Origin of the sequence: Pseudomonas sp. CBS (assembly GCF_024734645.1) — a bacterium.
Classification (GTDB): Bacteria; Pseudomonadota; Gammaproteobacteria; order Pseudomonadales; family Pseudomonadaceae; genus Aquipseudomonas.
Window position 1 is genome coordinate 6,146,788 of the sequence record NZ_CP102929.1, and the last position, 14,275, is coordinate 6,161,062.

Consider the following 14,275-nt stretch of genomic DNA (forward strand, 5'->3'; position numbering starts at 1 on the left):
CGCAGAGAGGGGCGGGGATTTAGGAAGAGGTGTGACGCGGGAGGATGTAACTTTTCGGTGCGGGATTTTATAAGTGCACACAAAAATGGCACCGATGGTGACATTTCTGTGTACAGGTTTTCGACCTGGGTGTTACGCCTTGCTGATGATGTTCCCGGCGTGCAACCCGCATTCTTTCTGGGTTGCTTCTTCCCACCACCAACGGCCTTCGCGTTCGTGTTGATTCGGCAGTACCGGGCGCGTGCACGGCTCACAGCCGATGCTGATAAAACCGCGCTCGTGCAGGCTGTTGTACGGCAGCTCGAGCATGCGGATATAACCCCAGACTTCCTCACTGGTCATCTGCGCCAGCGGGTTGAACTTGTACAGGGTGCGTTCCGGGGTGGAGAAGGCGGTATCGATTTCCAGCGCGGCCACCTGGCTGCGGGTGCCGGGGCTCTGGTCGCGGCGCTGGCCGGTGGCCCAGGCGCTTACGCCGGAAAGCTTGCGGCGCAGCGGTTCGATCTTGCGCACGCCGCAGCACTCGCCGTGGCCGTCCTTGTAGAAGCTGAACAGGCCCTTTTCCTTGACGAAGGGTTCCAGCTTGCTCTGGTCCGGCGAGATCAGCTCGATGTCGATTTTGTAGAACTCGCGCACCTGCTCGATAAACCGGTAGGTCTCCGGGTGCAGGCGGCCGGTGTCGAGGCTGAATACCTTGACGTTCTTGTTCAACTTCCAGGCCATGTCGACCAGCACCACATCCTCGGCACCGCTGAAAGAGATCCACAGGTCGTCGCCAAACTGGCTGAAAGCCAGTTTGAGAATGTCCTGGGCGGATTTGTTGGCATAAGTCGCGGCGAGTTCAGCGACGTCGAAGGCTTGGTTCATCAGGACGGTTCCTACAGGTCAGTGGCGCTGAGCGCTCTATAGGAGGGCGATGGTAACAAAATCCCGCCTGCGTTGCGGCGGCCAGCGTGAATCGCTAGAGTTCGGCAGTCCTTTTGCTCGCTCAACTCAATAACTTTAAATGGGAGTGTCTTGTGGAAATTGCCTGTCTCGACCTGGAAGGCGTACTGGTCCCGGAAATCTGGATCGCCTTCGCCGAAAAAACCGGTATTGAATCCTTGCGGGCCACCACCCGGGACATTCCCGACTACGACGTGCTGATGAAACAGCGCCTGCGCATTCTTGATGAACACGGGCTGAAGCTCTCGGACATCCAGGAAGTGATCGCCACCCTCAAGCCCCTGGACGGCGCCATCGAATTCGTCAACTGGCTGCGCGAGCGCTTCCAGGTGGTGATCCTGTCGGACACATTCTATGAGTTCTCCCAGCCGCTGATGCGTCAACTGGGCTTCCCGACCTTGCTGTGCCACCGGTTGATCACCGACGAGAACGACCGGGTGGTGAGCTACCAACTGCGTCAGAAAGATCCCAAGCGTCAGTCGGTGCTGGCCTTCAAGACCTTGTACTACCGAGTGGTTGCCGCCGGTGATTCCTACAACGACACCACCATGCTCGGTGAGGCGGATCGCGGGATTCTGTTCCACGCGCCGGAGAACGTGATTCGCGAGTTTCCGCAGTTCCCGGCGGTGCATACGTTCGAGGATTTGAAGAAGGAGTTCATCAAGGCGTCGAATCGTTCGTTGAGCCTGTAAGTTATTTGGCGTGGCTGACGCCTTCATCGCAGGCAAGCCAGCTCCCACATGTTGACCGCGCTCCCCTGTGGGAGCCGGGCTTGCTCGCGATGAAGCCGGAGTGGACACTGCACCGCCTAGACCCCTGCCAGCAAACTCTCATAAGGAATGCGCAAGCCTTCATGCAGGCGTTTGATCATCGACAAGCTCAGCTTGCGCTTGTGGTTCAGCACTTCAGAAACCCGCCCGCTCGGACCTATGAAAGGCTCCAGGTCACGGGCGGTCAGGCCTAGCTGCTCCATTCGAAATTTAATTGCTTCTATAGGATCCGAAGGCGGCATTGGGTAATGCTCTGCTTCGTACTTTTCGATAAGTATTGCGAGAATTTCCAGCTCGTCACCCTCAGGCGAGCCGATTTCCGCTTCCCAAAGCTGCTCGACGCGCGCGAGCGCAGCGGTCAGGTCTTCCTGGGAATGAATAGGTTTGATGTTCATCACACGGTCTCCGCGTTGATCTGATCGTACTGCGCGTGGGTCCCCACGAAGCGTATGAATGCAAGCTGTCGCTGATAATTGATCGCCATGATCACTCGATACTTGTTGCCGCCTATGTTGAATACAACCCTGCCCGCTTTGAGAATGCTCGCTGTCCTCAGCTCTGCTTTGAGGGCTTGTGGCGTCGGGTAAATAGCTTTTTCCATATGGCGATATAGCTCGACCAGCGGCGTTTTTGCATCCCTATAACCGGGTTGGCTTTCCCAGAATATTCGCAAGGCAGACAGCGCGATTATCCGCATCGCTGCAACCTCCCAATTTGGGAGATAATAGGTGCGGTTAAGGGCAGATGCAATCTCGGAAATCTTTCCTGACAAGTAGGCAGTCGTTTCATGTGATCCTTCACAGACGGCGGGTGGACGGTTGAAGCCGGACGCTATCGTCCGACTTCAGCTCCGTCCACTTCGGTACTGATTCAGGTCTTTTCTGCTGCTTGGCTCCGCGTCGCAGAGCCAGGGAGGGGTTGCGTGCTACAGGCTTTCCAAGGTTTGTAACAACACCCGCACCTTGGTCATCGACTCCTGGTACTCCGCCTGCCACTCCGAGTCAGCGACAATCCCGCCGCCACCCCAGCAACATACCTGCCCATCCTTGACCAGCAGGCTGCGGATTGCGATGGAGCTGTCCATCTCGCCGCGCACGTCCAGGTATAACAACGAACCGCAATACAAGCCGCGCCGGGTTGGCTCCAGTTCGTCGATGATCTGCATCGCGCGGATCTTCGGGGCGCCGGTGATGGAGCCGCCGGGGAAGCTGCCGGCGATCAGGTCGAGGGCGTCTTTGTCGTCCGCCAGCTCACCGGTGACGCTGCTCACCAGATGATGCACGTTGGGATAGCTTTCGAGGCTGAACAGCTCCGGGACTTTCACCGAGCCGGTACGGCAGGTGCGGCCCAGGTCGTTGCGCAGCAGGTCGACGATCATCAGGTTCTCGGCACGATCCTTGGGGCTGGCCAGCAGTTCGGCGGCGTTGGCCGCATCTTCCGCAGGCGTTGCACCTCGTGGCCGGGTGCCCTTGATCGGGCGGGTTTCCACCTGGCGCTGGCTGATTTTGACGAAGCGCTCCGGCGATAAACTCAATACCGCGGCATCATCCGGCAAGCTTTGGAACCCGGAAAACGGTGTTGGGCAGGCTGCGCGCAGGGCGCAATAGGCCACCCACGGGTCGCCGACGCATGAGGCGCGGAAGCGTTGGGCAAAGTTGACCTGGTAGCAGTCACCCGCCTGGATGTAATCCTGGATGCGGGCGAGTGCGTGTTTGTAGGTGTCGGCTGTCACGTCCGGGGCCATTGGGCCTTGCAGCTTGAAGGTGGCCGATGCGCTGATGGCCGGCTGACCGAACAAGGTAATCAGGCGTTGCCGTTCGCTTTCCGCCAGTTTGGGATGAAACACCAGTTGGCTGGTCTGCGCCTGGTGATCGCTGATCAAGGCCCAGGCGTACAGGCCGAACCGCGCATCCGGCAGGTGCAGGTCGTCCACGGCCAGGTGCGGCAGTTGTTCAAGATGGCGACCGAAGTCATAGCTCAGGTACCCGATCAGGCCACCGGCAAACGGCAGTTCGTAGGGCGCAGGAATCGTGGCTTCACCCAGCAACGTCAGGTTTTCCCGCAAGCGTTGCAGGAAATCGCTGCCGCTTTCATCCGGCAGTACCGCCAGTGTCGTTTCGGGCCAGGCGCTCAGCAGGTCATAACGGCCGCGCTCGGCAGCCGGTCGGCCGCTGTCCAGCAGCACCGCGCCGGGGGCATGGCGGATGGCTGCAAAGTATTCGGCAGGGTTCGCCCGGTAGGGCAGCGGGTGTACGGAGCAGGTCACTGGGTTTATCCCTCGACCGCCGGAATATGCCCAAACATCTCCTGCACAAACTTCACGCGCTCTTCGGGCGTTTCCGTCACGCCCGCCGCCTTCAGCTCTTCCAGTCGAGCCTCCACCGCATGGGTGCGCAAGGTCAGGCCGCAGTCGTTGGCGATCTGGATGTTCAGCCCCGGGCGAGCGTTAAGCTCCAGGATCAGCGGGCCTTTCTCCTGGTCCAGCACCATGTCCACGCCGATGTAACCCAAACCGCACAGCTCGTAGCAGCCGGCGGCGAGCTTCATGAAGCCGTCCCAGTTGGGCAGTTGCACGCCATCCACCGCGTTGGTGGTGTCCGGGTGCTTGGTAATGATGTTGTTCAACCAGGTGCCGCGCAGGGTCAGGCCGGTGGCCAGGTCGACACCGACGCCAATCGCTCCCTGGTGCAGGTTGGCCTTGCCGCCGGACTGGCGGGTGGGCAAGCGCAGCATGGCCATTACCGGATAGCCCATCAGCACAATGATGCGGATGTCCGGCACGCCTTCGTAGCTGATGCTTTTGAAAATCTGGTCGGGCACCACCCGGTATTCGATCAGCGCCCGGTCACGGTGGCCGCCAAGGGAATACAGGCCGGTGAGGATGCTGGAAATCTGATGCTCGATCTCTTCATGGCTGATGATCTTGCCGGAGACCGTGCGATAGCGCCCTTCGAAGCGGTCGGCGATCACCAGGATGCCGTCACCGCCGGCGCCCTGGGCCGGCTTGATCACGAAGTCGCTGCGCCCGCCGATGATCTCGTCGAGCTTGTCGATTTCCTTCTCGGTGGAAATGACCCCGTACATCTCCGGCACATGGATGCCGGCGGCCATGGCCCGTTCCTTGGTGATGATCTTGTCATCCACGATCGGGTACAGGCTGCGCTTGTTGTACTTGAGCACGTAGTCGGCATTACGCCGATTGATGCCCATGATCCCCCGCGCTTCCAGGGCCTTCCAGGTCTTCCAGAAACCGAACATTACGAATCAGCCTTGAGGAAGGCCTTGAAACGTACCAGTTCGGTGAGGCGGTAACCGCGATAACGACCCATGGCCAGCATGAAGCCCACCAGGATCAACAGGATCGCCGGGAAGGTGAACACGAAGTAGATCAGTTCCGGCACGCTCATGATGATGTGGGCCAGGGAGGCGGCGAACAGTGTGCCGATCGCGACTTTCATCGCATGGCCGCCACCGCGCTCTTCCCAGGTGATCGACAGGCGTTCGATGGTCATGGTCAGGATCACCATCGGGAACAATGCCACCGACAACCCGCGCTCCAGGCCCAGCTTGTGGCTGAACAGGCTGATGGCCGCGATCAGCACCACCACGAAGGTCAGCACCACCGAGAGCCTCGGCAGCATCTGCAGCTTCAAGTGTTCCAGGTAAGACCGAAGCGACAGCCCCAGCGCCGTAATAATGGTGAACAGCACAATCCCGAAGCCCAGCTGCGTCTCGCGGAACGCCAGGGCAATCAGCACCGGCGTAAACGTGCCGAGGGTCTGCAGACCGATCAGGTTGCGCAGGATCAGGATCACCAGCACGCCAATCGGGATCATCACCATGATCATGAAGGTCTGCTGGGTTTGCAGCGGCAGGCCGTACAGCGAGTATTCGAGGAAGTTGGCGTCGGTGTTTTCGTCCGTCAGCTTGGCCAGGCGAATCGCGTTCATTTCGCTGTTGTTAAGGCTGAAGGTCACCATGGCCTTTTTGCCGCCATCGACGGTGATCAGGTTTTCATCGCCGGTCCACCACAGCAGGCGGTCAGCCGGCAGGCCTTGCTCGCCGGTGTCGGGGTTGAAGTACAGCCAGTCATTGCCATTGAAACTGCGCAGCCAGAGTTCCGGGGTTTGCGGCTGGTCGGCCACCAGGCGGATGGTGTGGACCTTTTCCACCGGCACGTGGGCGATGGACAGCAGCAGCTCGACGATCTTGGCCTTGTGCGGTGTCGACGGGTCGCCCGCCAGCAGCAGCTTCACGTTGTCGTCGTTGAGGTTGTTGGTGCGCTTGATGGCTTCGCTGATAAAGGTCTCGACGTCGGCCGAGTGCTGGCGGATCGGCGCCAGCAGGGCTTCGGCGGCGATTTTTTCCGGGCCTTCGACGGCGATGCTGTCGCGGAAGGTCGGGCCCTTGATCTTGACCTTTTCACCGCTGTAGCGCTTGGTCAGTACCAGGCGGTAGTAGAGGGTCTGGTTGCCCTTGGCTCGGCGGGCCGACCAGGTGACCTTGCGGTTGCCGTCGAGGCGATTGACGCTGACGCCGTAGTTATTCGAGATAAAGCTTTCGTTCAGGCTGACGAAGTCGCGGCTCAGGGGCGGCACGAACATCTGGATTTTCACCGGGTCCTTGGCACTGGCGACGAACTCGACCTTGGCGTCGATGTTCCACAGGTCGTCGGTGGCGTCCTCGGTGACGGGAATCCCCAGCACGAAAATCTGATAGGCGGTGACCGAAATGCCCAATACCACCAAAACGGCGATCAGGATTTTCAGGTGCAGATTAAGAGAGCGCATTCAAATTACTCAGCGGTATGAGCGTCGGAGGCGCAGGCAGGTTTGCCCGCCGCGTATTTAAGACTAGGGTCGACCAGCGCATCAAAGCGTTTGAGCGCTTCGGAGCCGATCAGCAGCGGGTATTGGAAGGCGCTGCGGTCAGTCAAGTTCACTTCGATACTGCGTAAAGCGGTGCCCATGCAGATGTCCAGGGCAATCACTGGACGGGCGGTGTAGTTCTTGTCTTCATCGGGGTCGTAGTCACCGGCTCGGCGCTTGATCTTGCTCACGCGGGCCAGGGGACGCTCGATGGGGTGGGAATGTGCGGTGTCGATGGCCAGGTAGAAGCGCACCCAGGATTCACCGTTGCGCTTGAAACGCTTGATGTCGCGGGCGCTCAAGGAAGCGGTCTTGGCACCGGTGTCGAGTTTGGCGGCCACTTCCAGGTCAATGCCGGCCAACTTGGCGTATTCATTGAGCCCATACACGGTCTTCTCGGCAGCAACGCCAAGGCCCGGCATAAGCAGTAGAAGCAAAAGGGGGAAGGGCTTGAGTCTCATAAATCCTGAGGCGGTGCAGTGCGATGTTCAATTCAAGGCGACTGGCATTGCTGCGCAAGCTCCCTCGTGCGCCTTTTCATCCAGGGATGTCAGGCAAAAGTGGCCGGCATTCTAACATGAAGGTTTTCTTGCGCCAGCGCTGGCAGCCGGCCATGCCCTGATAGGGTGCAAGGCGGGTTATTAGACGATTGTCGACAATGTGTATTTATTCTTTGACTATCTGGGGCTGATTGGCTAGTTTTTGCGGCATTGCTTTTAAAGGTGTCGACAATATGCTGGATCAACTGGAAACCCCAGTGGTAGCGTCAGACGATTCCCAGACCATGTCGGAGAACGTCTTTCGGCGTATCCAGGCTGCCATCGTCAAGGGCGAGATCGCCCCCGGCAGCAAGATCTCCGAGCCGGAACTGGCGCGCACCTATGGCATCAGCCGTGGCCCGCTGCGTGAGGCCATCCACCGCCTGGAAGGCCAGCGCCTGCTGGTGCGCATCCCCCATGTGGGCGCGCGAGTGGTGTCGTTGAGCCATGAAGAGCTGATCGAACTTTACGAAATCCGCGAATCCCTGGAAGGCATGGCCTGTCGCCTGGCCGCCGAGCGCATGACCGACGCCGAGATCGAAGAGTTGCGCCAGGTGCTGCACACCCACGAGCGCGACGCGGCCTTCCAGGCCGGTGTCGGCTACTACCAGCAGGAAGGCGACTTCGATTTTCATTACCGGATAATTCAAGGCGCCGGTAACCGCACCCTGACCCAAATGCTGTGCGGCGAGCTGTATCAGTTGGTGCGCATGTACCGCATCCAGTTTTCCGCCACCCCCAATCGTCCACGCCAGGCCTTTGCCGAGCATCACCGCATTCTTGACGCGATTGCCGATCGCGATGGTGAACTGGCCGAGTTGTTGATGCGCCGTCATATCGGCGCCTCCAAACGCAACATTGCCCGTCACTTCCCGGACGGCGCTCCCCAATCACGAGGTGAGTCATGAGTTCCAATAACAACACTACTCCAGGCCAGCGTTTCCGTGACGCCGTCGCCAGCGAGCACCCATTGCAGGTGGTCGGTGCGATCAACGCCAACCACGCGCTGCTGGCCAAGCGTGCCGGGTTCAAGGCGATCTACCTGTCGGGTGGCGGGGTGGCTGCCGGCTCCCTGGGTGTGCCGGACCTGGGCATTACCGGCCTGGATGACGTGCTGACCGACGTGCGCCGCATCACCGATGTGTGCGACCTGCCGCTGCTGGTGGACGTGGACACCGGTTTCGGCTCCTCGGCGTTCAACGTCGCGCGCACCGTCAAGTCGATGATCAAGTTCGGCGCGGCGGCGATCCATATCGAAGACCAGGTGGGCGCCAAGCGTTGCGGCCATCGCCCGAATAAAGAAATCGTGTCCCAGCAGGAAATGGTCGACCGCATCAAGGCCGCCGTGGATGCGCGCACCGACGACAGTTTCGTGATCATGGCCCGCACCGACGCACTGGCGGTGGAAGGTCTGGAATCCGCCCTGGAACGTGCCGCCGCCTGCATCGAGGCCGGCGCCGACATGGTCTTCCCGGAGGCCATCACTGAGCTTGAGATGTACAAGCTGTTCGCCTCTCGCGTGAAAGCGCCGATCCTGGCCAACATCACCGAGTTCGGCGCAACGCCTCTCTATACCGTCGATCAACTGAAATCTGCGGATGTTTCCATCGTCCTGTACCCGCTCTCGGCCTTCCGCGCCATGAACAAGGCGGCCGAGAACGTCTACACCGCGATCCGTCGCGACGGCACCCAACAGAACGTGATCGACACCATGCAAACCCGCATGGAGCTTTACGATCGCATCGACTACCACACCTTCGAGCAGAAGCTCGACGCGCTGTTCGCCGCCAAAAAATAACCGACCCTGATACGTGTAGGAGCGAGCTTGCTCGCGAAGATCGTTAACGATAACGCGCTTAGCCTGAATGAACACGGCGCCCTGAAGTTTTTCGCGAGCAAGCTTGCTCCTACAAGTGGCAGCGAAACGCCTCACTAATAACTACAAAATTGGAGATAACCATGGCCGAAGCAAAAGTACTCAGTGGCGCTGGCCTGCGTGGCCAGGTTGCCGGGCAGACCGCACTGTCCACCGTGGGCCAGGCCGGTGCCGGCTTGACCTACCGCGGCTACGACGTGCGCGAACTCGCCGCCGACGCGCAGTTTGAAGAAGTCGCCTACCTGCTGCTCTACGGCGAACTGCCGACCAAGGCCGAACTCGCGGCCTACACCGCCAAACTCGGCAAACTGCGCGACCTGCCCCAGGCGCTGAAAGAAGTGCTGGAACGCATCCCCGCCGACGCCCATCCGATGGACGTGATGCGCACCGGTTGCTCGTTCCTGGGCAACATCGAGCCGGAGAAAGACTTCAGCGTGCAGCGCGATGTGACCGACCGCCTGCTCGCCGCGTTCCCGGCGATCATGTGCTACTGGTACCGCTTCAGCCACGACGGCCAGCGCATCCATTGCGTGACCGACGAGCCGACCATCGGCGGCCACTTCCTGCACCTGTTGCACGGCAAGAAGCCCAGCGACTTGCACGTCAAGGTGATGAACGTGTCGCTGATCCTCTACGCCGAGCACGAATTCAACGCCTCGACGTTCACCGCCCGTGTATGTGCGTCGACCCTGTCGGACCTGTATTCCTGCGTCACCGCCGCCATTGGCTCCCTGCGCGGCCCGCTGCACGGCGGCGCCAACGAAGCGGCGATGGAGATGATCGAGCGTTTCTCTTCCGCCCAGGAAGCAGTGGAAGGCACCCTCGGCATGCTGGCGCGCAAGGACAAGATCATGGGCTTCGGCCACGCGATCTATAAAGACAGCGACCCGCGTAATGAAGTGATCAAGGGCTGGTCGAAAAAACTTGCGGAGGAGGTGGGCGACACCGTGTTGTTCCCGGTTTCCGAAGCCATCGACAAGACCATGTGGGAGCAGAAGAAACTGTTCCCCAACGCCGACTTCTACCATGCCTCGGCGTACCACTTCATGGGCATCCCGACCAAGCTGTTCACCCCGATTTTCGTCTGCTCGCGGCTTACAGGCTGGGCCGCGCATGTATTTGAACAGCGTGCCAACAACCGCATCATCCGTCCGAGCGCCGAGTACATCGGCGTTGAACAGCGCAAGTTCGTGCCAATCGAACGTCGCTGAGTGGAGAAACCGCTGATCTCGGGGTGAAACCGGATCAAAAATGTGGGAGCGGGCTTGCTCGCGAAGGCGGTGTGACAGTCGCCATGGGTGTTGAATGACACACCGCCTTCGCGAGCAAGCCCGCTCCCACATTTAGACCGTGTTTCACACTGGATCAGCAACGGTTCTTCCTTTTGCAACTACCGTGACCGAGTCCTGACGATGAACACTGAACACCGCAAACCGCTCCCCGGCAGCCGCCTCGATTTCTTTGATGCCCGCGCGGCGGTCGATGCAATCACCCCCGGCGCCTACGCCACACTGCCGTACACCTCCCGCGTACTCGCCGAGAACCTGGTGCGTCGCTGCGACCCGGCGACCCTCAACGCATCCCTGAGCCAACTGATCGAGCGCAAACGCGACCTCGACTTCCCGTGGTTCCCGGCCCGCGTGGTGTGCCACGACATCCTCGGCCAGACCGCCCTGGTGGACCTCGCCGGCCTGCGCGATGCCATCGCCCTGCAAGGCGGTGACCCGGCCCAGGTCAACCCGGTGGTGCCCACCCAATTGATCGTCGACCATTCCCTGGCCGTCGAAGCCGGTGGTTCTGACCCGGAGGCGTTCGAGAAAAACCGCGCCATCGAAGACCGCCGCAACGAAGACCGTTTCCACTTTATCGAGTGGACCAAAAAGGCCTTCAAGAACGTCGACGTGATCCCGCCGGGCAACGGCATCATGCACCAGATCAACCTGGAGAAAATGTCTCCGGTGATCCAGGTGCGTGACGGCGTGGCCTTCCCGGATACTTGCGTCGGCACCGACAGCCACACGCCTCACGTGGATGCCTTGGGCGTGATCGCCATCGGCGTCGGCGGCCTCGAAGCGGAGAGCGTGATGCTCGGCCGTGCCTCGTGGATGCGCCTGCCGGAAAGTGTCGGCGTGGAGCTGACGGGTAAACTGCAACCGGGCATCACCGCCACCGATATGGTGCTGGCGCTGACCGAGTTCCTGCGCAAGCAAAAGGTCGTGGGTGCGTGGCTCGAGTTCTTCGGCGAAGGCGCCTCCGCGCTGACCCTGGGCGACCGCGCCACCATCTCCAACATGGCTCCGGAATATGGCGCCACGGCGGCGATGTTCTATATCGACCAGCAGACCATCGCCTACCTCAAGCTCACCGGCCGTGAAGACGAACAAGTCACCCTGGTGGAGCAATATGCTCGCCACACCGGCCTGTGGGCGGACGACCTCAAGGGCGCGCAATACGAGCGTGGCCTGAGCTTCGATTTGTCCAGTGTAGTGCGCAACATGGCCGGCCCGAGCAACCCCCACGCCCGCGTCGCCACCAGCGACCTGGCGGCCAAGGGCATCTCTGGCCAGTGGGATGACGTGCCGGGGCAAATGCCCGACGGCGCAGTGATCATCGCCGCCATCACCAGTTGCACCAACACCAGCAACCCGCGCAACGTGATTGCCGCCGGCCTGCTGGCGCGCAATGCCAACAAGCTCGGGCTGGTGCGCAAGCCGTGGGTCAAGTCGTCCCTGGCACCGGGTTCGAAAACCGTCGCCATGTACCTCGACGAAGCCGGGCTGACCACTGAGCTGGAGCAGTTGGGTTTCGGCGTGGTGGCGTTTGCCTGTACCACCTGCAACGGCATGTCCGGCGCACTCGACCCGGTGATCCAGCAAGAGATCATCGACCGCGACCTGTACGCCACCGCCGTGCTGTCGGGCAACCGCAACTTCGACGGCCGTATCCACCCGTACGCCAAGCAAGCGTTCCTTGCTTCGCCGCCGCTGGTGGTGGCCTATGCGATTGCCGGCACCATCCGTTTCGACATCGAAAAAGACGTGCTGGGCCTGGACGCCAACGGCAAGGAAATCCGCCTGAAGGACATATGGCCGAGCGACGAAGAAATCGACGCAGTGGTCAAGGCGTCGGTCAAGCCGGAGCAGTTCCGCCAGGTCTACATCCCGATGTTCGCGATCCACGAAGACACCGGCCCGAAAGTCACGCCGCTGTACGACTGGCGCCCGCAGAGCACCTATATCCGCCGTCCGCCGTACTGGGAAGGCGCCCTGGCCGGCGCGCGTCCGCTCAAGGGCATGCGCCCGCTGGCGGTGCTGCCGGACAACATCACCACCGATCACCTGTCGCCGTCCAACGCGATCATGCTCGACAGTGCCGCCGGTGAATACCTGGCGAAAATGGGCCTGCCGGAAGTCGACTTCAACTCCTACGCGACCCACCGCGGCGACCACTTGACCGCGCAGCGCGCCACCTTCGCCAACCCGAAACTGTTCAACGAAATGGTCATCGAAGACGGCAAGGTCAAGCAGGGTTCGCTGGCGCGCCTGGAGCCGGAAGGCAAGGTCACGCGCATGTGGGAAGCCATCGAAACCTACATGGAGCGCAAGCAGCCGCTGATCATCATTGCCGGCGCCGACTACGGCCAGGGCTCGTCCCGGGACTGGGCGGCCAAGGGCGTGCGCCTGGCGGGCGTGGAAGCGATTGCCGCCGAAGGTTTCGAGCGCATCCACCGCACCAACCTGGTGGGCATGGGCGTGTTGCCCCTGGAGTTCCTGCCGGGCACCGACCGCAAGACCCTGAAGATCGACGGCACCGAAACCTACGACGTGATCGGCGAGCGCACCCCGCGTGCGCAACTGACGTTGTTGATCAACCGCAAGAATGGCGAGCGTGTCGAGGTGCCGGTGACCTGCCGCCTGGACACGGCTGAAGAAGTGTCGATCTACGAGGCGGGCGGCGTGTTGCAGCGCTTTGCCCAGGACTTCCTGGAATCGGCTGTTAACGCCTGACAACTGTGGCCGGGGTTTGCGCCCCGGCCCATGAGGACCACCATGGCACACGTACCGCAGATCAAGATTCCCGCCACCTACATGCGTGGCGGTACCAGCAAGGGGGTGTTTTTCAGCCTCAAGGATTTGCCCGAATCGGCCCAGGTGCCGGGCGCGGCGCGGGATGCGCTGTTGTTGCGGGTGATCGGCAGCCCCGACCCGTACGACAAGCAGATCGACGGCATGGGCGGCGCGACGTCCAGCACCAGTAAAACCGTGATCCTGGCCAAAAGCACCCGCGCCGATCACGACGTGGACTATCTGTTCGGTCAGGTGTCCATCGACAAACCGTTCGTGGACTGGAGCGGCAACTGCGGCAACCTGTCGGCGGCGGTGGGTTCGTTCGCCATCAGCGCTGGCCTGGTAGAAGCCGGGCGCATTCCGCATAACGGCGTGGCCGTGGTGCGGGTGTGGCAGGCGAATATCGGCAAGACCATCATCGCCCACGTACCGATCACTGACGGCGCGGTGCAGGAAACCGGCGACTTCGAACTCGACGGCGTGACCTTCCCGGCCGCCGAAGTGCAGCTGGAATTCATGGACCCGGCGGCGGAAGAAGAGGGCGGTGGTGGTTCGATGTTCCCTACCGGCAACCTCGTGGATGACCTGGAAGTGCCGGGTGTCGGCACGTTCAAAGCGACCCTGATCAATGCCGGGATTCCCACCATCTTTATCAACGCCCAGGACCTGGGCTACACCGGCACCGAGCTGCAGGGCGCGATCAATAGCGACCCCAAGGCCCTGGCGATGTTTGAAACCATTCGTGCCCACGGTGCGTTGCGCATGGGCTTGATCAAGCATCTGGACGAAGCGGCCCAGCGGCAGCACACGCCAAAAGTCGCGTTTGTGGCACGGCCTGCGGATTACGTGGCATCCAGTGGCAAGGCGATCAAGGCGGCCGATGTCGACCTGTTGGTGCGGGCGTTGTCCATGGGCAAGTTGCACCACGCAATGATGGGCACCGCTGCGGTGGCGATTGGCACGGCGGCGGCGATTTCCGGCACGCTGGTGAATCTGGCGGCGGGCGGCGTGGAGCGCAATGCCGTGCGGTTCGGGCATCCGTCCGGGACGCTGCGGGTAGGCGCCGAGGCCAGCCAGGTCAACGGTGAATGGGTCGTGAAAAAAGCCATCATGAGCCGCAGTGCGCGGGTGTTGATGGAAGGGTTCGTGCGCGTACCCGGCGATGCTTTCTAACCGATCGTTCCCACGCTCTGCGTGGGAATGCATCCCG

General features: G+C 61.2%; 13 protein-coding genes. 6 read left to right on the forward strand and 7 right to left on the reverse strand.

What is annotated here, in order from left to right:
• Positions 1-132 precede the first annotated feature (132 nt).
• Positions 133-867: a phosphoadenylyl-sulfate reductase gene (locus NVB75_RS28085; protein WP_003214958.1), complete on the reverse strand. Its 735-nt coding sequence runs from the start codon at positions 865-867 to the stop codon at positions 133-135.
• 152 nt (positions 868-1,019) lie between these two features.
• Here NVB75_RS28085 and thrH point away from each other — a divergent pair, with 152 nt between their 5' ends.
• Positions 1,020-1,637, forward strand: coding sequence for a bifunctional phosphoserine phosphatase/homoserine phosphotransferase ThrH (thrH, locus tag NVB75_RS28090; protein WP_258344297.1), 618 nt, complete (start codon positions 1,020-1,022; stop codon positions 1,635-1,637).
• A gap of 116 nt (positions 1,638-1,753) precedes the next feature.
• On the opposite strand, the gene NVB75_RS28095 is transcribed toward thrH, so the two are convergent.
• The 6 genes from NVB75_RS28095 to NVB75_RS28120 form a co-directional block, all read right to left on the reverse strand.
• Positions 1,754-2,110 (reverse strand): type II toxin-antitoxin system HigA family antitoxin, encoded by a 357-nt coding sequence (locus NVB75_RS28095; protein WP_076014724.1) that lies wholly within the window; start codon positions 2,108-2,110, stop codon positions 1,754-1,756.
• Complete coding sequence (locus NVB75_RS28100) at positions 2,110-2,412, reverse strand: type II toxin-antitoxin system HigB family toxin (protein ID WP_258348763.1); 303 nt, start codon at positions 2,410-2,412, stop codon at positions 2,110-2,112. Before NVB75_RS28100 ends, NVB75_RS28095 begins: the two co-directional genes overlap by 1 nt.
• Positions 2,413-2,640: 228 nt before the next feature.
• Positions 2,641-3,981, reverse strand: coding sequence for an aminodeoxychorismate synthase component I (gene pabB, locus NVB75_RS28105; protein WP_258344300.1), 1,341 nt, complete (start codon positions 3,979-3,981; stop codon positions 2,641-2,643).
• Positions 3,982-3,986: 5 nt separating this feature from the next.
• Positions 3,987-4,973, reverse strand: a complete 987-nt coding sequence (locus NVB75_RS28110) for an alpha-L-glutamate ligase-like protein (RefSeq protein WP_003214969.1) — start codon at positions 4,971-4,973, stop codon at positions 3,987-3,989.
• Entirely contained in the window at positions 4,973-6,505 is a 1,533-nt protein-coding gene (locus NVB75_RS28115; protein WP_258344302.1) for an inactive transglutaminase family protein, read from the reverse strand. Before NVB75_RS28115 ends, NVB75_RS28110 begins: the two co-directional genes overlap by 1 nt.
• A gap of 5 nt (positions 6,506-6,510) precedes the next feature.
• Positions 6,511-7,044 (reverse strand): ATP-dependent zinc protease, encoded by a 534-nt coding sequence (locus tag NVB75_RS28120; protein WP_258344304.1) that lies wholly within the window; start codon positions 7,042-7,044, stop codon positions 6,511-6,513.
• Between the two features lie 272 nt (positions 7,045-7,316).
• On the opposite strand from NVB75_RS28120, the gene NVB75_RS28125 reads away from it, so the two are divergent.
• The 5 genes from NVB75_RS28125 (at position 7,317) to prpF (ending at position 14,238) form a co-directional block, all read left to right on the forward strand.
• Positions 7,317-8,030, forward strand: a complete 714-nt coding sequence (locus NVB75_RS28125) for a GntR family transcriptional regulator (RefSeq protein ID WP_258344306.1) — start codon at positions 7,317-7,319, stop codon at positions 8,028-8,030.
• Complete coding sequence (gene prpB / locus NVB75_RS28130) at positions 8,027-8,920, forward strand: methylisocitrate lyase (RefSeq protein ID WP_003214976.1); 894 nt, start codon at positions 8,027-8,029, stop codon at positions 8,918-8,920. Before NVB75_RS28125 ends, prpB begins: the two co-directional genes overlap by 4 nt.
• 161 nt (positions 8,921-9,081) lie before the next feature.
• Positions 9,082-10,209 carry a 2-methylcitrate synthase gene (gene prpC / locus NVB75_RS28140; protein ID WP_258344308.1) on the forward strand — a complete coding sequence of 376 codons (1,128 nt, stop codon included), beginning with the start codon at positions 9,082-9,084 and terminating at the stop codon, positions 10,207-10,209.
• 201 nt (positions 10,210-10,410) lie between these two features.
• Positions 10,411-13,005 carry a Fe/S-dependent 2-methylisocitrate dehydratase AcnD gene (acnD, locus tag NVB75_RS28145; protein WP_258344309.1) on the forward strand — a complete coding sequence of 865 codons (2,595 nt, stop codon included), beginning with the start codon at positions 10,411-10,413 and terminating at the stop codon, positions 13,003-13,005.
• A 42-nt stretch (positions 13,006-13,047) separates the two neighbouring features.
• Complete coding sequence (gene prpF / locus NVB75_RS28150) at positions 13,048-14,238, forward strand: 2-methylaconitate cis-trans isomerase PrpF (protein ID WP_258344310.1); 1,191 nt, start codon at positions 13,048-13,050, stop codon at positions 14,236-14,238.
• The last annotated feature ends 37 nt before the right edge of the window (positions 14,239-14,275 follow it).